The 22450-nt window shown below is 70.8% G+C and carries 21 protein-coding genes; 8 read left to right on the top strand and 13 right to left on the bottom strand.

The genetic code is table 11. From position 1 onward, the window contains the following. Positions 1-8: 8 nt before the first annotated feature. The 7 genes from ACVCL9_RS17125 (at position 9) to ACVCL9_RS17095 (ending at position 7238) form a co-directional block, all read left to right on the top strand. Entirely contained in the window at positions 9-413 is a 405-nt protein-coding gene (locus ACVCL9_RS17125) for a SirB2 family protein (protein ID WP_447097219.1), read from the top strand. Continuing rightward, complete coding sequence (locus tag ACVCL9_RS17120) at positions 410-2365, top strand: pyridoxal phosphate-dependent decarboxylase family protein (RefSeq protein ID WP_447097220.1); 1956 nt, start codon at positions 410-412, stop codon at positions 2363-2365. The genes ACVCL9_RS17125 and ACVCL9_RS17120 overlap by 4 nt, the downstream gene beginning before the upstream one ends. Next, on the top strand, positions 2362-3147 hold the full coding sequence (locus tag ACVCL9_RS17115; protein WP_447097221.1) for a prephenate dehydrogenase/arogenate dehydrogenase family protein: 786 nt from the start codon (positions 2362-2364) through the stop codon (positions 3145-3147). Before ACVCL9_RS17120 ends, ACVCL9_RS17115 begins: the two co-directional genes overlap by 4 nt. A 130-nt stretch (positions 3148-3277) precedes the next feature. Then, on the top strand, positions 3278-4012 hold the full coding sequence (locus tag ACVCL9_RS17110; protein ID WP_447097222.1) for a cyclic nucleotide-binding domain-containing protein: 735 nt from the start codon (positions 3278-3280) through the stop codon (positions 4010-4012). 138 nt (positions 4013-4150) lie between these two features. Continuing rightward, positions 4151-4951: a universal stress protein gene (locus ACVCL9_RS17105; protein WP_447097223.1), complete on the top strand. Its 801-nt coding sequence runs from the start codon at positions 4151-4153 to the stop codon at positions 4949-4951. A gap of 102 nt (positions 4952-5053) precedes the next feature. Continuing rightward, complete coding sequence (locus ACVCL9_RS17100; RefSeq protein WP_447097224.1) at positions 5054-6025, top strand: bifunctional enoyl-CoA hydratase/phosphate acetyltransferase; 972 nt, start codon at positions 5054-5056, stop codon at positions 6023-6025. A gap of 13 nt (positions 6026-6038) precedes the next feature. Continuing rightward, a complete protein-coding gene (locus tag ACVCL9_RS17095) occupies positions 6039-7238 on the top strand; it encodes an acetate/propionate family kinase (protein WP_447097225.1) in 1200 nt (399 codons plus the stop codon). A 20-nt stretch (positions 7239-7258) separates the two neighbouring features. On the opposite strand, the gene ACVCL9_RS17090 is transcribed toward ACVCL9_RS17095, so the two are convergent. The 6 genes from ACVCL9_RS17090 to ACVCL9_RS17065 all read right to left on the bottom strand — a co-directional run bounded on the left by ACVCL9_RS17090 (position 7259) and on the right by ACVCL9_RS17065 (position 14282). Next, positions 7259-7765 carry a DnrO protein gene (locus ACVCL9_RS17090; protein WP_447097226.1) on the bottom strand — a complete coding sequence of 169 codons (507 nt, stop codon included), beginning with the start codon at positions 7763-7765 and terminating at the stop codon, positions 7259-7261. 83 nt (positions 7766-7848) lie between these two features. After that, a complete protein-coding gene (locus tag ACVCL9_RS17085; protein ID WP_447097227.1) occupies positions 7849-11112 on the bottom strand; it encodes an efflux RND transporter permease subunit in 3264 nt (1087 codons plus the stop codon). Then, a complete protein-coding gene (locus tag ACVCL9_RS17080; RefSeq protein WP_447097228.1) occupies positions 11109-12185 on the bottom strand; it encodes an efflux RND transporter periplasmic adaptor subunit in 1077 nt (358 codons plus the stop codon). Before ACVCL9_RS17080 ends, ACVCL9_RS17085 begins: the two co-directional genes overlap by 4 nt. Before the next feature lie 104 nt (positions 12186-12289). Then, on the bottom strand, positions 12290-13579 hold the full coding sequence (locus ACVCL9_RS17075) for an NAD(P)/FAD-dependent oxidoreductase (protein WP_447097229.1): 1290 nt from the start codon (positions 13577-13579) through the stop codon (positions 12290-12292). A gap of 94 nt (positions 13580-13673) precedes the next feature. Then, entirely contained in the window at positions 13674-14057 is a 384-nt protein-coding gene (locus tag ACVCL9_RS17070) for a DUF302 domain-containing protein (RefSeq protein WP_395116388.1), read from the bottom strand. Positions 14058-14075: 18 nt separating this feature from the next. After that, the gene (locus tag ACVCL9_RS17065; RefSeq protein ID WP_447097230.1) at positions 14076-14282 is read right to left on the bottom strand and encodes a YgaP family membrane protein; all 207 of its coding nucleotides are present in this window, start codon (positions 14280-14282) and stop codon (positions 14076-14078) included. Positions 14283-14409: 127 nt separating this feature from the next. On the opposite strand from ACVCL9_RS17065, the gene ACVCL9_RS17060 reads away from it, so the two are divergent. Beyond that, complete coding sequence (locus ACVCL9_RS17060; protein WP_447097231.1) at positions 14410-14772, top strand: ArsR/SmtB family transcription factor; 363 nt, start codon at positions 14410-14412, stop codon at positions 14770-14772. Between the two features lie 64 nt (positions 14773-14836). Here ACVCL9_RS17060 and fabB read toward each other — a convergent pair whose 3' ends face one another. From fabB to ACVCL9_RS17025, 7 genes are all read right to left on the bottom strand, one after another. Further along, on the bottom strand, positions 14837-16045 hold the full coding sequence (gene fabB, locus ACVCL9_RS17055; RefSeq protein WP_447097232.1) for a beta-ketoacyl-ACP synthase I: 1209 nt from the start codon (positions 16043-16045) through the stop codon (positions 14837-14839). Between the two features lies 1 nt (position 16046). Continuing rightward, positions 16047-16562 carry a 3-hydroxyacyl-[acyl-carrier-protein] dehydratase FabA gene (gene fabA, locus ACVCL9_RS17050; protein ID WP_395116372.1) on the bottom strand — a complete coding sequence of 172 codons (516 nt, stop codon included), beginning with the start codon at positions 16560-16562 and terminating at the stop codon, positions 16047-16049. 124 nt (positions 16563-16686) lie between these two features. Continuing rightward, positions 16687-18135 carry an FAD-binding protein gene (locus ACVCL9_RS17045; RefSeq protein WP_447097233.1) on the bottom strand — a complete coding sequence of 483 codons (1449 nt, stop codon included), beginning with the start codon at positions 18133-18135 and terminating at the stop codon, positions 16687-16689. Further along, positions 18132-19157, bottom strand: coding sequence for a quinolinate synthase NadA (gene nadA / locus ACVCL9_RS17040; RefSeq protein ID WP_395116368.1), 1026 nt, complete (start codon positions 19155-19157; stop codon positions 18132-18134). The genes ACVCL9_RS17045 and nadA overlap by 4 nt, the downstream gene beginning before the upstream one ends. Positions 19158-19431: 274 nt before the next feature. Then, on the bottom strand, positions 19432-20685 hold the full coding sequence (locus tag ACVCL9_RS17035) for a hypothetical protein (protein WP_447097234.1): 1254 nt from the start codon (positions 20683-20685) through the stop codon (positions 19432-19434). Continuing rightward, positions 20666-20956, bottom strand: coding sequence for a DUF2249 domain-containing protein (locus ACVCL9_RS17030; RefSeq protein ID WP_395116363.1), 291 nt, complete (start codon positions 20954-20956; stop codon positions 20666-20668). The genes ACVCL9_RS17035 and ACVCL9_RS17030 overlap by 20 nt, the downstream gene beginning before the upstream one ends. A 68-nt stretch (positions 20957-21024) precedes the next feature. Then, the gene (locus ACVCL9_RS17025; protein ID WP_447097235.1) at positions 21025-22278 is read right to left on the bottom strand and encodes an alginate export family protein; all 1254 of its coding nucleotides are present in this window, start codon (positions 22276-22278) and stop codon (positions 21025-21027) included. Between the last annotated feature and the right edge of the window lie 172 nt (positions 22279-22450).

The raw sequence follows: 22450 nt of genomic DNA, 5'->3' as shown, positions 1-22450 counted from the left end.
GCGCCGAAATGATCGAGTTCTACCCCCAGATCAAGGCCGTCCACATCCTCTGCGTGCTGCTCAGCGGCGGCCTGTTCGCGCTGCGCGGGCTGATGGCACAGACGCGGCTGGCCGGCGTGGCGCAGGGCGCGCCGTTGCGCCTGCTCAGCTACACCATCGACACCGTCTTGCTGACCGCCGCGCTGATGCTGGTATCGATCCTGCCCGGTGCGCTGTTCGCCAACGGCTGGCTCACGGTCAAGCTGATCCTGCTGCTTGCCTACGTTGCGCTGGCCATGCTGGCGATGAAGCGCGTGCATGCGCCGCGCGCCCGAATGATCTTCTACGTGGCTGCATTGGCCACCTATACCTGGATGCTCGGCGTCGCGCGCATGCACCACCCGCTGGGCTGGCTGCACGGATGGCTGGCATGAGCGCGGCCCAGCCGTTCAACCACGACGTCTCGCGCGACCACACGCTGGACGCGTGCTTCCTCGGCCCCTACGGCGAGAACGACACGCTGCTGGAGAAGATGCTGGTGGAGTTCCTGCGCGACCACGTGTACTGGCGGCGCAATTTCCACCCCGAAGATCCGCCGGCGATCGGCACCGGCGCCGCGCACCACCCGGACTACCTCGCCTTCGAATCGCGCATGCGCCGCGAGCTGCACCAGCTCTCCGCCGCGCTGAAGAAGTCGGTGCCGTTCCACAGCCCGCGCTACATCGGGCACATGGCCAGCGACCTGCTGCTGCCGGGGCTGGCCGCGCAGATGCTGACGCTGCCGTACAACCCCAACAACGTCAGCGAGGACGCCGCCCCGGTCACCGTCGACATGGAGGTGCAGGCCGGCCTGCAGCTGGCGCGCATGCTCGGCTACCCGCACGATCCGGCGCAGGACGCCTGCGCGTTCGGCCATCTCACCTCCGGCGGCACCCTGGCCAACTACCAGGCGCTGCGCCTGGCGCTGGCGCTGAAGGCATTCCCGGTGGCGCTGCGCGCGGCGCAGGTGCCGGATCTCGACCTGCCGACGGACGACTGGAGCGCCTTCAACCTCACCCAGGCCGACAGCATCGCCTTGCTGACGGCGTGGCAAGCCTGGCTCGCCGCGCAGACGCCGGCCGAACGTTCGCGCTGGCTGCGGCGCGTCGAGCGCGAGCGCATCGAACAGCGCGGCCTGGTCGGCTTCTTCGCCGCGCATGTGCAGCTGAAGGTCCCGCTGGTGCTGGCGCCGGTCACCGCGCACTACTCGTGGAGCAAGGGGCTGAAGCTGCTCGGCCTCGGCCGCGACCAGCTCGAACTGCTGCCCACCGACGGCATGCGGCTGGACGGCGCCGCCTTGTGCGACACGCTGGAACGCTGTGCGCGCGAACGCCAGAGTGTGCTGATGTGCGTGGCCGTGCTCGGCGGCACCGAGTACGGCACCATCGACCCGATCGACGCCGTGCTGGCCGCACGGCAGGCGTCACGCGGGCGCGGGCTGGACTTCGCCGTGCACGTCGACGCCGCCTGGGGCGGCTACCTAGCCACCGTGTTCCGCCACGAGGACGGCTCGTTGCGCGCACGCGATGAAGTGGCCGCCGACTACGTGCAGTTCCCCACGCCGGCAGTGCACGCCGCCTTCGCCGCGCTGGGCGATACCGACTCGGCCACCGTCGACCCGCACAAGCTCGGCTACCTGCCCTACGGCTCGGGTGCCTTCGTCTGCCGCGACCACCGCGCGATGGCGCTGCTGGCCGAGCGCGCGGATTACGTATTCCACGGCGGCACGCCGAAGGATTACCTGGCGCGTTACCGCAGCCTCGGCCAGTTCATCCCGGAAGGTTCCAAATCCGGCGCCGCGGCGGCCGCGGTGTACGTGACGCACAAGGTGCTGCCGCTGGACCATGCCCACTTCGGCGCCCTGCCGCGTGCCACCGTGCGCGCCGCCGAGACCTTCCACGCGCGTGCGCAGCGCTTCGCGCTGGAGCTGGCCGACGGCGTGCACGCGCTGGTGCCGTTCGCGCCGGACAGCAACCTGGTCTGCCTCGCGCTCAACCCGCGCGGCAACACGTCGGTGGCGACGGCCAACTCCTTCGTGCGCGCGCTGCACGACGAACTGCGCTGCGATCCGCGCCAGCCACTGCAGACCAAGGAGTTCTTCGGCTCGGTGACCAGCCTGCGCGCGGACATGCTCGGCACGGCGCAGACCGCGCGCATCTTCGCCGCACTCGGGCTGGACCCGGCCAGCTTCGTGGCCGACGACGACCGCCTGCTGATCCTGCGCCATACGCTGATGAACCCGTTCCTGATCGACCACGAGAACGGCATCAGCTACATCGACCGCTATTTCGATTTCCTCGGCCGGCGCGTGCGCCGCCTGCTGGCGACGACGGTCGCGCCGCCGTGAGCGCCGCGCTGCCGCGCGTGGCCGTGCTCGGCTACGGCCGCTTCGGCAAGGCCTTCGTCGAACTGCTGCTGCAGGCCGGCCATCCGGTGCAGGTGTTCGACCCGCAGGCGACGGTGCCGGCGGAGCTGGCGGCGCCCTCGCTGGTCGCCGCAACTGCCGACGCCAGCTGGATCGTGCTGGCCATGCCGGTGCCGCAGCTGCGCGCCGCGCTGCTGGCATTGCGCCCGTTGCTGCACGCCGGGCAGACCGTGTTTGACGTGGGCAGCGTCAAGCTGCATCCCTGCGCGCTGATGGACGAGCTGCTCGGCATGGACATCCCGCACCTCGGCACGCATCCCCTGTTCGGTCCGATCAGCCTGGCCCGTGGCGACCACCCGCGCCGCGTGGTGCTGTGCCCCGCCGCGGCGCACCCGCAAGCTGCCGCGCGCGCCGGCGAACTGTTCCGCGCGCTGGACTGCGAGGTCATCGTGCAGGACCCGGCAAGCCACGACCGCGCCATGGCCGGCACGCACGCCCTGGCGTTCTTCATCGCCAAGGGGCTGATCGACATGGGCGTGGACGAGGCCATGCCGATGGCGCCGCCGTCGTTCCAGGGCCTGCAGCGCATGCTGGAGGCGGTGCGCGGCGATGCCGGCCACCTGTTCGGCGCGATCCAGCGCGAAAATCCGTACGCCGCCGAAGCGCGCGAAAGCCTGCTGCGCGAACTGGAGCGCATCCACCGGCAGCTGCTGGTCGACGCGGACGACGGCATGGCGATCGCGGCGCGGCCCGAATGCGAATGAGGGCGATGCGCCCGCCCGACGGCAGAAGGGTTAATCTGAGCCACCCGTCGATGGACGCACGGCAGGTTCGATCCTGCTGCCACGTGTGCCGGCGGATGAGCCATTGAAGGCAGCGAGGGCGTCGAACGGCATGACATCAGATCTCGATCTTGACGAGCTCAGGCGCAACTGCGGCTACTGCGCGATCCACGATTTCCAGCTGCCGGTGGGACTCAGCGCGGGCGACCTGCACACGCTCAACGCCTCCGCGCACGACATGCTGCCGCTCGATCGCGGGCAGACGCTGTTCCCGCAGGGGCGCAAGTTCAGCGCGTTGTACGTGGTGCGTGCCGGCGCGCTTAAGACCTTCGTGGAAGGTTCCGAAGGCGACGTGCAGATCCTCGGTTTCCACCTGCCCGGCGACATCATGGGCATCGGCGGCCTCATCAACGAGCACTACCCGTGCACCGCCCAGACGCTGGAACGCTCCAGCGTGTGCGAACTACGCTACGCCCAGTTGCAGGAGGCCACCGCCAACCTGCCGGCGCTGAACCACCAGCTGATGCGGGTGATCAGCGGCGCGCTGGTCAACGAGCAGAGCCACCTGGTGCTGATGGGCAAGCAGCAGGCGCAGCGGCGGCTGGCGTTCTTCATCCGGCGCATGTCCGACCGCTATGCGCGCCTGTCGCGCGACCCGCTGGCGCTGATCCTGCCGATGTCGCGCGAGGACATCGCCAACTATCTCGGGCTGGCGCTGGAGACGGTCAGCCGGCTGTTCGGCAAGATGGAATCGGCCGGCATCCTCTCGGTGAATCGCAAGTCGGTGCAGATCCTGCGCCGCGACCTGCTCGACGAACTTTGCGGCGGCGACATCGACATGGCGTAGGCCGTCGGGTCCCGCGGCGCGCCGCCGGCCCGGTCACGCCGCTTTCGTGCCGGGGTTTGACCACGGTCAAAACCGCGCGGCGCCATCGGCCAGAGCATGCCAGCGTGCCCGGCCATCACGGCCGGTGCGGGAGAGATCGTGCTGGACATCATCGTCAACGTCGGCGGGACCTCGGACAACCCGTCGTGGCCGGGTGCGGCGCTGGCGCTGGCCAAGCGCCAAAGCGCCTTCGTCACCGGGCTGCAGGTGGTCGCGGTGTGCCCTTCGCTGATGGCGATACCGGACGTGATCGACGTGCTGGCCGCCGAGGAACAGGCGGCGCTGGCCCGACGCGACTGGTGGCTGCAGCAGTGCCGAAGCGCGGGCGTCGAGGGCGAATGGGAGGTGATGCGCGGCATCTCCGGGCAGGCGCTGGGCAAGCGCTCGCGGCTGGCCGATTTCATGATCGGCGAACTGAAGGTCAGCGATCCGGATGCCGCGCCCGGTGTCGACGATGTCACGCGCGCGCTGTTCGCCCGCGCCTCGCCGATGCTGCTGATGCCCGACATCGGCGGCGACACGCTGCAGGCCCGGCGCATCGTCATCGCATGGAACGGCTCCGGCGAAGCCGCGCAGGCGGTGAAGGCTGCGCTGCCGCTGCTGGCACAGGCGTCCGTCGTGCGGGTGCTCGATGGCGAGCGTGGCGGCCTGCCCGGCATCAGTCCGCCGCCGCTGCCGCTGCGCGGCTGGTTCGCGCGCCACGGCATCGAGGCCCAATGGCAGCCGTTCCCGGCCGAACACGACGAAGGCCCCGCGCTGCTGGCCGCCGCCCGGGCATTCGATGCCGACCTGCTGGTGATGGGCGCCTGGGGCCGCTCGCGCCTCAGCGAGCTGGCGATGGGCGGCGTCACGCGCTGGATGCTCAGGAACGCGAGCCTGCCGCTGTTTCTCGCGCACTGAATCGCCGGTCCAGGCCGGTTTGCGCGCGCCGCGCCTCTTCAGCTAGCGTCCATGCATCGGTGCCGCAAGCCGATCGTCGACGCCAAAACCCAGGGACACACCATGAGCCGCAGCCAGCCTGCCAGCACCGTTCATGCGCCGTCGGCGCAACCCGTGCTGCGCGGGGTCGAACGCCTGATTGCCCACGTGCAGGCGATGGAGCCGGTGCGCATGGCGGTCGTCCATCCCTGCGACGCACTCAGCCTCGCCGGCGCGATCGACGCGCGCGATGCCGGCATCATCCGGCCGGTGCTGGTCGCCCCGCGCGCCAGGCTGCAGGCCGCTGCCGCGGCAGCCGGGATCGACCTGGACGGCATCCAGTGCATCGACGTGCCGCACAGCCACGCCGCCGCGGCCGAAGCCGCGGCGATGGCCTGCCGCGGCGAGGTGGATGCGCTGATGAAAGGCAGCCTGCATTCGGACGAACTGATGGCCGCGATCGTTCCGACCGCCGCCGGGCTGCGCACCAAGCGGCGCATCACCCACTGCTTCGTGATGGAGACGGCCGCCTATCCGCGCCCGTTCATCATCACCGACGCGGCCATCAACATCGCGCCGACGCTGGAGGACAAGGCCGACATCGTGCGCAACGCGATCGACCTCGCCCACGTCCTCGGCGTGGCCGAGCCGAAGGTGGCGATCCTGGCCGCCGTGGAAACCGTCAACCCGCGCATGCCGTCCACGCTGGATGCGGCGGCGCTGTGCAAGATGGCCGACCGCGGCCAGATCACCGGTGGCCTGCTGGACGGGCCGCTGGCGTTCGACAACGCGGTCTCGCCCGAATCCGCGCGCGTCAAGGGCATCGTCTCAGCCGTGGCCGGGCAGGCCGACATTCTGGTGGTGCCCGATCTGGAAAGCGGCAACATGCTGGCCAAGCAGCTGGAATACATGGGCCATGCCGACAGCGCCGGCATCGTGCTGGGCGCGCGCGTGCCGATAGTGCTCACCAGCCGCTCCGATTCGCGCCGCTCGCGGCTCGCCTCGTGCGCCATCGCGCTGCTGCTGGCGCACCACTACCGCACCAGCCCGCCTTGATCCGACCGCGACCATGACGCCCCTGATCCTGGTCCTCAACTGCGGCTCGTCGAGCATCAAGTTCGCGCTGTTCGACGCGGCCGCCGTGCCGCTGCCGCGCAAGCCGGTGTGGAACGGCAAGGTGCAGGGCATCGGTGGCCCGACGCCCGACTTCGGCGAAACCGGGGTCGCGCCGTTCGCGATTGCGCTCGACCCGGCACAGCCCTGCCGCGCGGCGCTGACGCTGATCCTGCAGCGCGTGCGCGCGCGGCTGGACGGCCGACGCCTCGCCGCGGTCGCGCATCGCGTGGTGCACGGCGGCAGCCGCTACTTCGAGCCCACGCGGATCGATGCCGGCGTGCTGGCCGACCTGGCGGGCTACGTGCCGCTGGCGCCGCTGCACCAGCCGTTCGCGCTGGAGGCGATCGAGATCCTGCTGCGCGAGTCGCCCGAGCTGCCGCAGGTTGCCTGTTTCGACACCGGCTTCCATCACACCATGCCGACGGTCGAGCAGATCCTGCCGCTGCCGTGGGATGCCTGGCAGCGAGGCCTGCGCCGCTACGGTTTCCACGGCCTGTCGTATGCGTTCATGGCGACCGCGCTGGCCGAACGCCACGGCGAGGCCGCACGCGGGCGCACCATCGTCGCGCACCTGGGCAGCGGCGCCAGCCTGTGCGCGATGCGCAACCTCCGGAGCGTCGCCACCACGATGGGATTTTCCGCGCTCGACGGCTTGATGATGGGCACGCGCACCGGCGCACTCGACCCCGGCGCGCTGCTGTACCTGATGGAGATCGAGAAGCTCTCGCTCGAAGAGGTGGGCCACCTGCTCTACCACCGCAGCGGCCTGCTCGGCGTCTCCGGCGTGTCGTCCGAACCGCGCGTGATCGTGCAGCACGAAGGCGACGCGGGCGAGCCCGGCGAACGCGCACGCCTGGCGCTCGCACTCTACGTGCGCCGCATCGTCCGCGAGATCGGCGCGCTGGCGGCGGTGCTGGGCGGACTCGACCTGCTGGTGTTCACCGCCGGCGTGGGCGAGCACAACGCCTTCGTGCGCGAACGCGTGTGCCGCGATCTCGCCTTCCTCGGCGTCGCGCTGGACGAGGACCGCAACACCGCGCACGCGCCGATCGTCTCCGCCGACGGCAGTCGCGTGATCGTCGGCGTCGAGCCGACCAACGAGGAATGGATCGCCGCGCGCGATGCCGCCGCGGCGCTGGGCGGCATCGGCTGATCACGGGCGCGGCGCGATGTTCAGGGCTCGTCGTGCATCACGTGTTCGGCCGGCACCGGCTTGTCCCAGCCGGGATCGTCGAAGTACTGCGGGTAATGCGCGATCGCCGCGCGCATGTCGGCCACCGCGGACACCTTCGCCGGGTCGGCCTTCAGCGCCTGCGCGGCCGTGAGCAATGGCACCAGGATGCCGTGCAGCGCGGCATCGGGCTCGGCCGACAGCTTGCAGTTGGCAAACATGTAGGTCACCGCGCTCTCCACCTCGGTGGCGCGATCGACCGCCATCGGCGCGCTCATGTGGCCCATCTCGTAGTGGGCCAGCTCGGCCACCGCGGTGTGCGCGCGGCGCATGCCCGCGCGCAGCGGGGCATCCGGTGTCCAGCGCTGCGCCGGCACCTGCGTGGCGGCGCTGGCGGCGTGTGCCGCGTGGCTGTCGTGCTCGGCGTGGGCGTGTTGCAGACCGGCCTGCGCCGCAGTGGCAAGGCCGAGCGCACAGGCGCTGGCGAGAAGAATGCGTACAGCTTTCATGCGGATATCTCCGGCTTGGCGGCGCGGACGCCGCGGACACATGCATGCTAGCGCCCGGCGCCCGCACTCCGGCCTGACCGGGGTCAAGCCGGCGGCGCCTGCGACAATCGGCCATCCGGCCCGGCGCGCCGCTGCAGCCAGGCGTAGTACAGCAGCGGGATCACCAGCAGGGTCAGCGCGGTGGAGACCAGGATGCCGAAGATCAGCGACACCGCCAGGCCCTGGAAGATCGGATCGTCGAGGATGAAGAAGCCGCCGATCATCGCCGCCAGGCCGGTCAGCACGATCGGCTTGGCGCGCACCGCCGCGGCGTCGATCACCGCATCGCGCAACGGTTGGCCGGCGGCCAGCGCGTGGTTGATGAAGTCGATCAGCAGGATCGAGTTGCGCACGATGATGCCGGCCAGCGCGATCATGCCGATCATCGAGGTGGCGGTGTACTGCGCGCCCAGCAGGGCATGCCCGGGCATCACGCCGATCACGGTCAGCGGGATCGGCGCCATGATGATCAGCGGCACCAGGTAGCTCTTGAACTGGCCGACCACCAGCAGGTAGATCAGCAGCAGGCCCGCCGAATAGGCCAGGCCCATGTCGCGGAACGTCTCGTAGGTGATCTGCCATTCGCCGTCCCACTTCACCGCGGCATCGGTGGTATCGGTCGGCTGCGCGATGAAGTGCTGCTGCAGCAGTTGCCCCGCCACCTTGTCGTGGCCGAGCTTGCCGACCAGCGAGAACATGCCGTACAGCGGACTGTCGGTGCTGCCGGCGTCGTCGCCAGTGACGGTGGCATAGGGCAGCAGATCCTTGTGCCAGATCGCCTGCTCGCGCTGCGCCGGTTGCACGCGGACCACCTCGGAGAGGGGCACCAACGCACCGCCGGCCGCACGCACGCGCAGCGCCAGCAACTGCTCCATCGACGCCTGGTCGCCCGCGCCCAGGCGCAGGCGGATCGGCACCGCGTACTTCGCGTGGCCGTCCATCAGCCAGCTGGCGTCGTCGCCGGACAAGGCGGTGCGCAGCGCCTGCGCGATGCTTGCCTGATCCAGCCCCAGCCGCGCCGCGCGGGCGCGATCGACCACCAGCACGTCGCGCGGCGCCTGCGCTTCCACGCTGGTGTCGACGTCGACGATGTCCGGGTTGGCCTTGAAATCCTGTTCCAGCCCCAGCGCCACCTTGCGCACGGTGGCGTAGTCCGGGCCGTAGACCTCGGCCACGATCGGCGCCAACACCGGCGGCCCCGGCGGCACCTCGACCACCTTCACCGAGGCGCCGTAGCGCGCGCCGATCTGCGCCAGCGCCGGGCGCACGGCCAGCGCGATGGCGTGGCTCTGCCGCGAGCGCTCGTGCTTGTCGACCAGGTTCACCTGCAGGTCGCCCACGATCGGGCCGCTGCGCAGGTAGTACTGGCGCACCAGCCCGTTGAAGGTGATCGGCGACGCGGTGCCGGCATAGCCCTGCCAGTCCTTCACCTCGGGCAGCTTGGCCACCGCCTGCGCCAGCTCGCCGAGCAAACGGTTGGTGCGCTCCAGCGTGCTGCCCTCGGGCATGTCCACCACCACCTGGAACTCGGACTTGTTGTCGAACGGCAGCATCTTCAGCACCACCGCCTTGACCACCACCAGGCCCACCGCCCCCAGCACCAGTGCGCCCATCGCGGCGAACAGCAGGTGCCGTCGGCGCGGCGCGCGGGGGCCATCGAGGAAGGGCAGCATCAGCCGTCGGAACGTGCGGTGCAGGCGGCTGTCATTCGCACTGTCGGCGTTCCCCGGCGCGGCTTCGGCGTGGCTGTGGTGGCCGAGCAGTTTCAGCGCCAGCCACGGCGTGACCACCAGCGCGACGGCCAGCGACAGCAGCATGCCGGCCGAGGCGTTGATCGGGATCGGCCGCATGTACGGCCCCATCAGGCCGGACACGAAGGCCATCGGCAGCAGCGCGGCGATCACCGTGAAGGTGGCCAGGATGGTCGGCCCGCCGACCTCGCCGACCGCCTCGGGGATCGCCTCGCGCAAGGTGCGTCCGCCCCGAGTCGTCTCCGATCCGGCCATGTGCCGGTGGATGTTCTCCACCACCACGATGGCGTCGTCGACCAGGATGCCGATCGAGAAGATCAGCGCGAACAGCGAGACGCGGTTGATGGTGAAGCCCATCGCCCACGAGGCGAACAAGGTCAGCGCCAGGGTGACGATCACCGCGCTGCCGACCACCACCGCCGCGCGCCAGCTCAACGCCAGCAGCACCAGCAGCACCACCGACAAGGTGGCGAAGATCAGCTTGTGGATCAGCTTGTCCGCCTTGTCGGTGGCGGTCTGGCCGTAGTCGCGGGTGACCACCACGTGCACGTCGGCGGGAATCGCCACGTTGCGCAGCGCGGCCAGCCGCTGGCGGATCGCGCCGGTGATGTCGGCGGCGTTGGTGCCGGGCTTCTTCGCCACCGCGATGGTCACGGCCGGCGCGTGGCCGGTGGCCGGCCCGGCCCGGCCCGCCGGCGCGCCGAACCAGGCGTAGCTGTCGGGCAGGTCCGCGCCCGGACGAACCGTGGCCACGTCGGAGAGGAACACCGGCTGGCCGTTCTTCAGGCCGATCACCAGCTGCGACACCTCCGCCGCGTCGGCGAGGAAACGCCCGGCGGTCACCGGCACATCGCGGTCGCCGCTCACCCGGTCGCCGGCCTGGGTCACCGCGTTGGCCGCCTTCAAGGCGTTCGACAGGTCGCCCGCGGTCATGCCGTAGGCAGCCAGTTTCGCCGCGTCCAGCTGCACCACCACCGCGCGGGTCGGCGCGCCGATGGTGTAGACGTCGCGCGTGCCGGGCACGCGCTTCAATTCGGTCTCCAGAGCATGCGCCACCTCGGCCAGTTGCACCGGGCCTTGTGCGGGGTCGTCGCTCCACAGCGTGAGCGCCATCACCGGCACGTCGTCGATGCCCATCGGCCGCACCAGCGGCGGGCCGATGCCGAGGCCGGGCGGCACGAAGCCCTGGTTCTGGAACACCTGGTTGTACAGCCGCACGATCGCGGCCTGCCGCGGCACGCCGACCTGGAACTCCACCGTCATCACTGCCATGCCGGGCCGGCTCACCGAATAGACGTGCTTGACGCCCTCGATCTCGGCGAGCTTCTGCTCCAGCGGGAACGCCACCAGGTTCTCCACGTCGCGCACGTCGGCGCCGGGAAACGGTACCATCACGTTGGCCATGGTCACGTCGATCTGCGGCTCCTCCTCGCGCGGCGTGATCATCACCGCGACCAGGCCCAGCAGCAGCGCCGCGATCGCCAGGATCGGGGTCAGCGGCGAATCCTGGAACGCGCGCGCGATGCGGCCGGAGAAGCCGAGCCGAGGCCCGCTCACGGCGCGTCCCCGCGTCGCTGCGCGACCAGCCAGCGCGCCGCCGCGGCCGGATCGGTGGCGACGCGCTCGCCGTCGTCCAGCCCGGCCAGCACCTCCACGCGATCGCCGTGGCGATGGCCCAGGCGCAACTGGCGCAGCGTCACGTCATGCGCGCCCAGCACGTACGCGCCGACCAGCTCGCCACGTTGCACCAGCGCGCTCATCGGCAGCAGCAATCGCTTCGCCTCGCCACTGGCGAAGGCGACCTTCACCGTCATGCCCGGCACCAGGCCGGCACCGTCGCCGGGCAGTTCCAGTCGCACGCGGAAGCTGTGCGTCTGCGGGTCGGCATAGGGAAACACGGTGAGCTTGCCGGCCGCCACGCGGCGGCCGTCGTCGAGCACCACCTCGGCGGCGTGGTAGCGGCGGATCGCGGCGATCGCGCTCTGCGGCACCTGCACGCCGACCCGCAGATCCTGCAGCGAGGCCAGCGCAATCAGCGGCTGCGGCGCCGGCGGGCCCGACTGCACCGCCTCACCCACCTGCACGTAGCGGCGGGTGACGATGCCGTCGTACGGCGCGCGCAGCACCGTGTAATCGAGCTGCTGGCCGACCTGGCTGGACTGCGCGCGGGCCGACTGCAGCGCCGCCAGCGCGGCGTCGCGACGGGCACGCTCGGCGTCGAGCTGCGCCTTGGAAACGAAGCCTTTCTCGAATATCCCGGCGAAGCGCCGGTAGGACGTATCCGCCTCGGTATACGCCGCCTGCGCCGCGGCGATCTGCGCCTGCGCGGCGCGCCCTGCGGACTTCTGCTCGACGTCGCTGAAACGCACCAGCACGTCGCCCTTGCGCACGGCATCGCCGACGTCATGCGGCAACTCGACCACCCGCGCATTGGTCTGCGCCGAGATCACCGCCTCGTGCACCGCCTCGACCACGCCATCCCAGGCCTGCTCGTCGTGCGCCGTTTCGAGGTGCACGGTCAGCGCGGCCAGCGGCGGCGGTGCCGTGGCAGCCGGCGGCGCCGGCGTGCGCCCGCACGCGGCCAGCGCGGCCAGCGCGAGCGCAAGCATGGCCGGGCGCAGCGCGCGCATCACGACGCGACCTCGCAACGCGGGTCGGCGTGGGCGCGCGCGACACGCCAGGCGGGATGGCGGGTTTGCATCGCGTGCTTCCGTCAGCGGTTCGCGGGGAGTACTCATTCGCCGCCCGTGCCGGGCCGGATGCGCGCGATGCCCAGCGCCTTCATCACGTACTTCTCGTAGACCGGCGTGGTGTTGCCGGTGCGGATCTTGTGCATGAAGTATTTCTCGAATGCCACCTTGGCCAGATGTACCCACTTGCCCTCCTTCGCCCAGGTCAGGTTGCGCGGCGGGATCTGCGGCAGTGCCACGAACGCCGCGCCGCTGTCGCCCATGTCGGCCAGGCACACCGCGTTCCAGGTCGCTTCCGCCGTGGCCGGCCGGTGCTCGATGTCCGCCTTGATGTTCTCGGTCAGGGTGCTGACCATCGACTCGATCATGAAACCGGTCTTCGGCGCGCCGGTGGGCACCGGGGTGGCCTCCACCGGCGGGATCGCCACGCACACGCCGGCGGAGAACACGTTGCGGAAGGTGGGGTTGCGCTGGTGCTTGTCGATCAGCACGAAGCCACGCGGATTGACCAGGCCCTCGATGCCACGCACGGCGGCGACGCCGGTGAAGGCGGGGATCACCATCGCGTAGCGGAACGCGAGCGCGTGCTGCTCCTGCGCCTGGCCATGCGCGTCGGCTTCGGTGACGTGCATGCTGCCATCCTCGACCTTGTCGATCCGCGCATTGCAGATCCATTTGATGTGGCGCTGGCGCAACTGGCGCTCCAGCAGCCCGCGGGAATCGCCGATCCCGCCCAGGCCCATGTGGCCGATGTACGGCTCGCTGGTGACGAAGGTCATCGGCACGCGGTCGCGCAACTTGCGCCGGCGCAGGTCGGTGTCGAGGATCAGCGCGAACTCGTAGGCCGGGCCGAAACAGCTGGCGCCCTGCGCCGCGCCGACCACCACCGGTCCGGGGTTCTCCAGGAACTGCCGGTACGCCTGCCACGCGGCGGTCGCGTGCGGCGTGGTGCAGACCGACTGCGTGTAGCCGTCGACCGGGCCCAGCCCGGGGATCTCGTCGAACGCCAGCCGCGGGCCGGTGGTGACGACGAGGTAGTCGTACTTCAGTTCGCGGCCGTCAGCCAGCACCACGAGGTTGTCGGCCGGGCGCACCGCGCTGGCCGGCGAATCGATGAAGGCGATGTCGTGCCGTGCCATCGCCGCGGCCGCGTCGAGCTGCACGTCGGCCGGTTGCCGCCAGCCGATGCCCACCCACGGGTTGGATGGCGTGAAGGAGAACAGGCGCCCTTCGCCGACCACGGTGACGCGGTGGGCATCGCCCAGTGCAGCCTTGATCTCATAGGCGGCACTGGTGCCGCCCAGGCCCGACCCCAGGATGACGACGTCGCTCATGGTGACTAACTCCTGCATTGAAGGTGCCGACAGCGTGCGCCGGCGGCACCGCAACGGATTTGAGCCTGGTCAATTCGAGGCCGCCTCGCCGGCGCTACGCCGCCTCGGCGATGACGTCCACCAGGGTCTGCTCCACTTCGCGCGCGATCGCCGCCAGCGCGGGATCGGCGGAGAGCATGCCGAGCATCGGCGTCGGCCGGATCATGCCGATCCAGGTCTTGCCCTCCTCCGTGTAGACCGACACCCGGCACGGCAGCGCCATGTTCAGCCGCAGGTCGTTGGCCAGCACGCGGCCGGCCTGGCGCGGGTTGCACACCTCGAACACCTTGCACTCGTGGCCGAACTCCACGCCCTTGCCGCGCAAGGTGCCGCCCAGGTCGTGCACGTGCAGCACGCCGAAGCCGTGCGCGGCGACGGCGGTGGCCAGATCCGCCGCGGCCTGCTCGAAGCCCTTGGATGTCTCGACGATGTGGTACATGGCGTGGCCTCGCTCGGGTCAGGAAGGAAACGCGCAGCCGGGCTTCAGCCCCAGCTTGCGCAGGATCATCGCCAGCGGGCAGAAGCCGGTGAACGAGGACTGCAGCAGGTTGGCGCCGACGAACACCGACAGCCAGATCCAGCCCGGCGCCACGAAATGCGCCAGCGCGATACCGGCCAGCACCACGCTGCCGGCGAACCCCATCACGATGCGATCGACATTCATGTTGAACTCCTCGGTTGGCGGTTGTCCGCGAACATCGCGAATCAACAACTATTTCTAAATTAGAAATAGCTTAATTAGTATGGCGTGGTAAAGTCAAGCCGCCAAACTGCAGCGGACCCGAATCCCCATGGACACGTCTTCCCGCACCGACATGACACTGATGCAGGCCAATGCCGAGGAGGCGTCGCGCCTGCTCAAGACGCTGGGCAACGCGCAACGCCTGCGCATGCTGTGCCTGCTCGCCGACGGCGAACTGTCGGTCGGCCAGATCAACGAACAACTGCCGGAACTGAGCCAGTCGGCGCTGTCGCAGCACCTGGCCCGCCTGCGCGAGGAAGGCCTGGTCGACACCCGGCGCGAAGCGCAGACCGTGTGGTACTCGCTGCCGCCGGGCCCGGCGCAGGCGGTCATCGGCACGCTGTATGGAATCTACTGCGCCCCCGCGACGCGCAAGGCGGCGAAACGAAGCGGCACGGCGCGGCGTCGCTGAGCGCACGCCTTCGCGCGGAGGGAGAGTCGGCTCCTGCCCTCTCCCTGCTCGCAGGGAACGTTCCCTAAACCCGCGCGAACACCAGCGTGCCGTTGGTGCCGCCGAAGCCGAAGCTGTTGGACATCACCGTGTTCAGGGTGGCCGTGCGGCTTTCGCGCAGGATCGGGAAGCCTTCGGCGCGGGGGTCGAGGTCGGTGATGTGGGCCGAACCGGCGACGAAGCCTTCCTTGAGCATCAGCAGGCTGTAGATCGCCTCGTGCACGCTGGCCGCGCCGAGCGAGTGGCCGGTCAGCGCCTTGGTCGAGGACAGCGGCGGCACCGCGTCGCCGAACACGGCGCGCACGGCGTCGAGTTCCACGATGTCGCCCAGCGGCGTGGCGGTGCCATGGGTGTTGAGGTAGTCGACCGGCGCCTTGACGTCGGCCAGCGCCATCTGCATGCAGCGCACCGCGCCCTCGCCGGACGGCGCGACCATCTCGGCGCCGTCGGAGGTGACGCCGTAGCCAACCAGCTCGGCGTGGATGCGCGCACCGCGTGCCTTGGCGTGCTCGTACTCCTCCAGCACCAGCATGCCGCCGCCACCGGCGATGACGAAGCCGTCGCGGGTGGTGTCGTAGGGACGCGAGGCGCTGACCGGGGTGTCGTTGTGGTGGCTGGACAGCGCGCCCATCGCGTCGAACTGCGAGGTCATGCCCCAGTGCTCCTCTTCGCCGCCGCCGGCGAACACCACGTCCTGCGCGCCGTGGCGGATCAGGTCGGCGGCCGCGCCGATGCAGTGCGCCGAGGTGGCGCAGGCGGCGGAGATGGAATAGCTCAGGCCCAGGATGCCGAAGGTGGTGGCCAGCGTGGCCGACACCGTGGAGCACATCGTGCGCGGCACCATGTACGGGCCGATCTTGCGCACGCCCTTGTTGCGCAGCAGGTCGCCGGTCTCGATCTGCCAGCGCGGCGAACCGCCGCCGGAGCCGGCGATCGCGCCGATGCGCGGGTTGCGCACCTGATCGGCATCCAGCCCGGCATCGGCCATCGCCGAACGCATCGACACGTACGCATACGCCGCCGCGTCGCCCATGAAGCGCTTCAGCTTGCGATCGATCACCGCCTCCAGGTCGATGTTCGGCACGCCCGCCACATGGCTGCGCATGCCCAGTTCGGCATATTCGGGCATCGCGCGGATACCGCTGCGGCTGTCGCGCAAGGCGCCAGCCACCGTTTCCAGATCGTTGCCAAGGCACGAGACGATGCCCATGCCCGTCACCACCACGCGACGCATGTCAAAAACCCTCGGTGGATTGGAACAGGCCCACGCGCATGTCGCTGGCCTCGTAGATCAGGCGGTCGTCGACGAAGGTCTTGCCGTCGGCGATCACCAGCCGCAACTTGCCGCGCATCACGCGACGGATGTCGATCTCGTAGCGCACCAGCTTGGCGGTGGGCATCACCTGGCCGGAGAACTTCACGTTGCCCACGCCGAGCGCGCGGCCGCGGCCGGGTTCGCCCAGCCACGGCAGGTAGAAACCGCTGAGCTGCCACATGGCATCCAGGCCCAGGCAGCCGGGCATCACCGGGTCGCCGATGAAGTGGCAACCGAAAAACCAAAGGTCCGGATGGATGTCCATTTCGGCGCGGATGCAGCCCTTGCCGTGGCTGCCGCCCTCTTCGGAAATGTGCGTGATGCGATCGAACATCAGCATCGGCGGCGAAGGCAGCCGCGCGTTGTCGTCGCCGAACAGTTCGCCGCGCCCGCAGGCGCGCAGCTGCTCGTAGTCGAAAGAGGAAGGACGTGTCATGAAATGCTCGGGGGTGGGGGAATGCCAAGTGTGCCAGTTGGACGCCGTCCTGTCTTGACGTGCGACGCGTGCGACGGCCGTACGCCAGCGCATCGTGAAGCCTTCGCGACGACGTCCGCAGGCATCAGGACGGGCAGCCGCGATCTTCACGCCAGTGTGCGCCGAGCGAGCGTCGACGCAGGCGCATCGCGCGCAGCAGCGCCTTGGCCAGGCGTGCCTGCCAGCCGGAGTCGGCCAGCGCCGCGCCGATCCGCCAGGCGTCGCGCAATGCACCCGCCTCGCGCCGCGGACCGGCCGCGTGCCACAGCAGCGCACGCAAACCGGCAAGCTCTGCCGGCGGCAGGCTGGCGCCGCGTTCGATCACGCGCAGCGGGCCGACGCCGACGTCCGCGGCGGCAGCCGCACGCAAGCCGTGACCCAGCCGCTGTCCGCAGAGCACGCCTTCGAGCAGCGAATTGCTGGCCAGCCGGTTGGCGCCGTGCACGCCATTGCAGGCCACCTCGCCCACGGCGTACAGACCCGGCACGCTGGTGCGTCCGTCCGCATCGGTGGCCAGCCCGCCCATGTGGAAGTGCGCCGCCGGCGTCACCGGCAACGCCTGCCGGCGCGGATCGATGCCATGCGCCAGGCACGCGGCCAGCACGGTGGGAAAACGCTGCTCCCAGGCGCCCTCCACCGCCGTCGCGTCAAGCCAGGCGCGGCCACCGGCGGCCTGCGCCGCAGCCACGCGCCGCGACACCACGTCGCGCGGCGCCAGGTCGCCGAGCGGATGCACGCCGGCCATCAGCGCAGTGCCCGTATCGTCGTGCAATCGCGCACCGGCGCCGCGCAGCGCCTCGGTGAGCAGCGGCAGGCAGTGGCCGGGCACGTCGAGCGCGGTGGGATGGAATTGCACGAACTCGAGGTCGCGCGCCGCCGCGCCGGCGGCCAGGCCGAGCGCGAGGCCCGCGCCATCGGCACCCGGCGGATTGCTGGTGCGCGCGTACAGGGCGCCGATGCCGCCGGTGGCCAGCACCACCGCCGCCGCCTCGACCTGTTCGTGGCGGCCGCGCTCGTCGCACGTGCGCACGCCGACCACGCGACCGCCGCGCAGCAACAAGCCATCGACATCGACGCCGCCGCGCCACTGCACGTGGCTGGCCGCCTGCGCCTGCTCGCGCAAGGCGCAGAACACCGCCGCGCCACTGGCATCGCCGCCGGCGTGCACGATGCGGGCGGTTGCATGGCCGCCTTCGCGACCCAGTTGCAGCGCGCCATCCGCCGTCCGATCGAAGACCACGCCCTGCGCCTGCAGCCAGTCGATCGCCGCCGGTGCCGCGGCAGTCAGCCACGCGACCATCGCCGCGTCGTTGTGCTGCGCGCCGGCGGCGAGCGTGTCGGCAGCGTGGGCGGCGGCGCTGTCATGCGGATCGAGCGCCGCGGCGATGCCGCCCTGGGCCAGCGCCGTGGCGCTGCCGCAACCGTCGTGGGCGCGGCACAGCAGGCGCACCGGCGCGGGCGCCGCGGCCAGCGCGGTCGCCAGCCCGGCCACGCCGCCGCCCACCACCACGATCGGCAGGTGCGCTCGCCTCACACGCGTTCGCGCCGGCCGACGGCGAGCATGCGTTCCAGCGCCGCGCGGGCGCGCACGCTCACGTCCGCGGGAATCTCGATCGCGTGGCGCAGGTCGCGCAGGCAGGCGTAGATGTTCTGCAAGGTGATCCGCTGCATGTGCGGGCACAGGTTGCACGGCTTGATGAACTCGGTCTGCGGGAACTGCGACTTGAGGTTGTCGGCCATCGAACACTCGGTGACCATCGCCACCCGGGCCGGCTTCTCGCGCGCCAGCCACTTGCCCATGGCGGTGGTGGAGCCGACGAAGTCGGCCTCGGCCAGCACCTCGGGCGAACATTCCGGATGCGCCACCACCCGGGTGCCGAACTGCTCGCGCACGTGCCGCACTTCCTGCGCGGTGAAGCGCTCGTGCACTTCGCAGCGGCCGTGCCACAGGATGATTTCCACCGCCGTCTGTTTGGCCACGTGGCGGCCGAGGAATTCGTCAGGCAGGAAGATCACCTTCGGCGCGCCCATCGCCTCCACCACCTGCACCGCGTTCGCCGAGGTGCAGATCGCATCGGACTCCGCCTTCACCGCGGCGGAGGTATTGGCGTAGCTCACCACCGGCACGCCGGGGTGCTGCGCGCGCAATGCGCGCACGTCGGCGGCGGTGATCGAGGAGGCCAGCGAGCAGCCCGCTTCGAGATCGGGCAGCAGCACGGTCTTGTGCGGCGCCAGGATCTTCGCGGTCTCGGCCATGAAGTGCACGCCGCACAGCACGATCAGCTCGGCTTCGCACTCGGCCGCGGCCTGGGCCAGGCCGAGCGAGTCGCCGGTGATGTCGGCCACACCGTGGAAGATCTCCGGCGACTGGTAGCTGTGCGCCATGATCACCGCGCCGCGCTGCTTTTTCAGCTTGTTGATCGCGTCGATCCACGGCAGGTGCAGCGGGATCTCCAGGCACGGCACCAGCGGTTCGAGCCGCTCGGCAAGCGCGGCGTATTCGTGTTCGAGTTCATCGCGCCAGACAGGCACGGGGACGGCGGCGAGGTCGTGCATGGCGATCCGCGGTGGAGGGTGGGCGAAGTATCCGAGGGCGCAGCTGGCCGGTTCAGTCCGCCCGACGAGCCGCGATGCGCGCAAGGCAGTGCAACCCGATGTGCGGGCGCGAGGCGAACCGCGATGGCGGCGGCCGCAGGCGCGGGAGAACGGAGCAACGCAACGAGAGGCTTGGCATGATGGCGCGCATCATCGCCGGCAACCGCGCGGGCGCGCCTTGATCGAGGTCAACCGCAACCGACGCACCACCGCGATGACGTCGGACGCTTTCCGCTCACGGGTGCTGCGGCAACGCCGCCACGAATGCCTCGGCGCGCCGGTGCACGCCGCGCAACGCCGACCACGTGCCCAGCCACGCGCACGCCAGCGCCACGCCGGCCGCACGTACCAGCCACGGCGACGGCCACAGCACCGCGGCTGGCAACAGCAGCAGCGGCCATTGCGCCAGCAGCACGCCGAGCTTGTCGCTGTCGGGCAGCAACCGCTGCACGCCGGGCAACTGCAGGCCGCGGCCGCAGCGTCGGTGCAGGTCGATCCAGCCGATGAAGGGAACGATCTCCAGCGCCATGCCGGCAAGCAGCAGCGGCAGCGCGATGCCCAGCCCCAGCGTCGCCGCCAGCACGGCGGTGCGAGCGCCTCCGGTCAGCAGCACGGCGGCCAGCGCCAGCACGATCAGGCCGCCGCGCCAACTCCACAGCAAGGGTGCGCGACGCACGCGCGGCGAGCGCCACTGCAGCCACAACGCAGCGCCGGCGAACAGCGCGACGTGCACCGCCACGGTGGCGAGCAGCCAGCGGCCGTCGTCGCGGGCCCAGCGCCACCATGCCGCGGCCGGCAGCATCAGCAGCACGCTGGCCAGCCACAGGGTCTGCGCCCGCGCCGGCATCGCCGCCGTGCCCTGGAACATCGGCATCACGATCCGCGCCACGCTGGCCAGCAGCAGCACGGTCCAGCCCAGCACGCCCCAGCTGGCGTGCACGTCCACCAGCGCCGCCATCGACAGCGTCGTGCCGTCGACCAGCGCGAGCGCCAACAGCGCGCCGAGCAGCGCGGTCAGCACGCCGAAGGCGATCGCCGCGCCGATGCCCGCGCGCAGCAGCCGCTGACCCGCGGCGACACACAGGCCGGGCACGGTCATCCCGGCCAACGTCGCGAACGCCAGCGGCAACAGCACGGCACCGCCGCGCAGCGCGCCGCGCCAGCCTTCGTGCAGGCCGGCCACCAGCAACAGCACGCCGAGGTTGAACACGGCGTGCAGCAATCGCCCCAGCCGCGCGCCGCCACGCACCCGCACGCCGGCGGCGGCAGGCAGGAATTGCAGCACGCTGCCGAACATCACGTTGCCGAACACGCCCAGGGTGAACACGTGCACCAGCGCCAGCGTGGCCGGCTGCCAGCGCGTGCGCAGCGCAACGTCGCCGTCGACGAGCAGCAGCGCGCCGGCGAGCACGCCCCACAGCGGCGCACTCAGCAGGAACCGCCGCGGCAACGATGCCGGCGGCGCCTGGTCAAGCGCCAGTCGGGCCATCGTCGTCCGGGCGATGGATCCGCACGCGCGCGCCGCCGGCGGGCAGCATCTCCGCACGGACATGCAGACGGCGACCGGACAGCAGGTCGAGCAGCGGCGTCGGCAGCAGCGGGGTGAGCAGCTCGAGCGTCTGCCCCGGCGCCAGCGCATCGGCTGCCTCCAATGCACGCATCATCGGCTCCGGCGCCGGCAGCGCGCGCAGGTCGAGCGCGATGGTGGTGCCATCGTCGGTGGCGTGGTCGTGGTGGGCCGGCGGTGGAGAGACAGGCATGCGGCCATCTCAACGCAGCAGGGGCGCGGGCGCGCTGACCTGGGTCAACGCAGCCGCGCCAGCGACGCTCAACGCGCGCCCGCCAGCGCCTGCCGGCCGCGCCATTCCAGCTGCAGCCACACCCGCGCGTTGTCGCGACCGAGACCATCGGCGCGATAGTCGGCCAGCTTGAGCATGGCGTCGAGGCCGGCGATCAGCGGAAGGCTCAGCGATGCGTTCCACTCGCTGCCGTAGCGGCCGCCGCAATCCGCGCGGTAGTCGTGGTAGGCCACCACCCAGGCGAGCTTGCCGGCCAGCCCGCTGCGACCGAACTTGCCGGCGGCGCCGACGTAGCGATCCTCCAGGCCGCCGGCGGGCGTCACGTTGAACTGATCGTCCCAGCCGTTGAACGCGTGCAGCGTCGCCAGCGGCGTCTGCAACGCATGCTGGCCGTTGCCGCCCAGATGTTCCCAGCCCAGCTTCGCGGTGATGCCGCCCTGCGTCCAGGTCGGTTCCAGCAGCCAGTAGTTGTGCGCGAAATGCAGCGGATTGTTGGCGTAGTCGCGCTGCCGCGCCGCTTCCAGCGTCCAGCCCGCGCCGTTGCCGTCGTGCAGCGCCTTGCCGCTCCAGCGCGCGCCCCAGGTGGCGCTCGATGCGCTGGCCACGTCGCGGTCCTCGTGCAGGTAGGCATAGCCGACCCATTGCTGCGCGCCGCGGACCCATGCGGCGTTGAGCAGGTGCGTGTCCAGAGCGCGCTCGCGCGCCAGCGGATTGAGCGCGTCGCGGCCGGCCACCCGATGCACGCGATCGAGCCAGTCGTAGCGCACGGTCACGCTGTCCAGCGGTTGCCATTGCAGCGCCAGCGCATCGAAGGTCTGCTCGTGCTGGCGCCAGCCGCTGTTGCCGACCCAGCGCTGGTTGTCCAGCAGCAGTCGCTGGCGCCCCAGCGTGGCGCCGAACACGTCGCCTTGCCATGCCAGCCAGGCCTGGTCGAGTTCGCTGCCACGCGGGTCGGTGATCGCCGGATACTGCGTGCGGCCGTTCGCGCCGCTGTTGTAGTGCTCGTTGGCCGCGGCCACGCCGGCACCTTCCAGCAGCGCACTCCAGCCCTCCCCGAAGCTGGCGCGCAGGCCCAGCCGCAGGCGCAAGGTCGTGGCCGCCGCGTCGCGGCTGAAGGCGTCGTCGTCGACCTGTTCGTGGCGCAGTCGTGCATCCCATTCCAGCTGCAGCGGCGCGTTCGCCGCCGGCGGCGCGATCGCGTCGACGGCGGCCCGGGCCGCTGGTGCACCCAGCGTGGCGGCCAGCACGCAGCTGGCGGAAAGCATGTGGCGGATCGGCTTCATCGGATGTCCCCTTGTTGGATGCGCGCAGTCTGCGGACTGCCCGCCTCCGGCCAGTTGACCGCCGTCAGCTCGGCGCCATCGAAGCGGCGACTGTGACAACACGCCGCGCGGGTGCACGAAAAAGCCGCCATGACGGCGGCTTCGGCAACGGACGCATGGACGTCCACTTGGC

This window comes from Rhodanobacter sp. UC4438_H5, from assembly GCF_052978405.1.
Note: the sequence above shows the minus strand (reverse complement) of the source record. Positions and strands in the feature narration are given on the sequence as shown.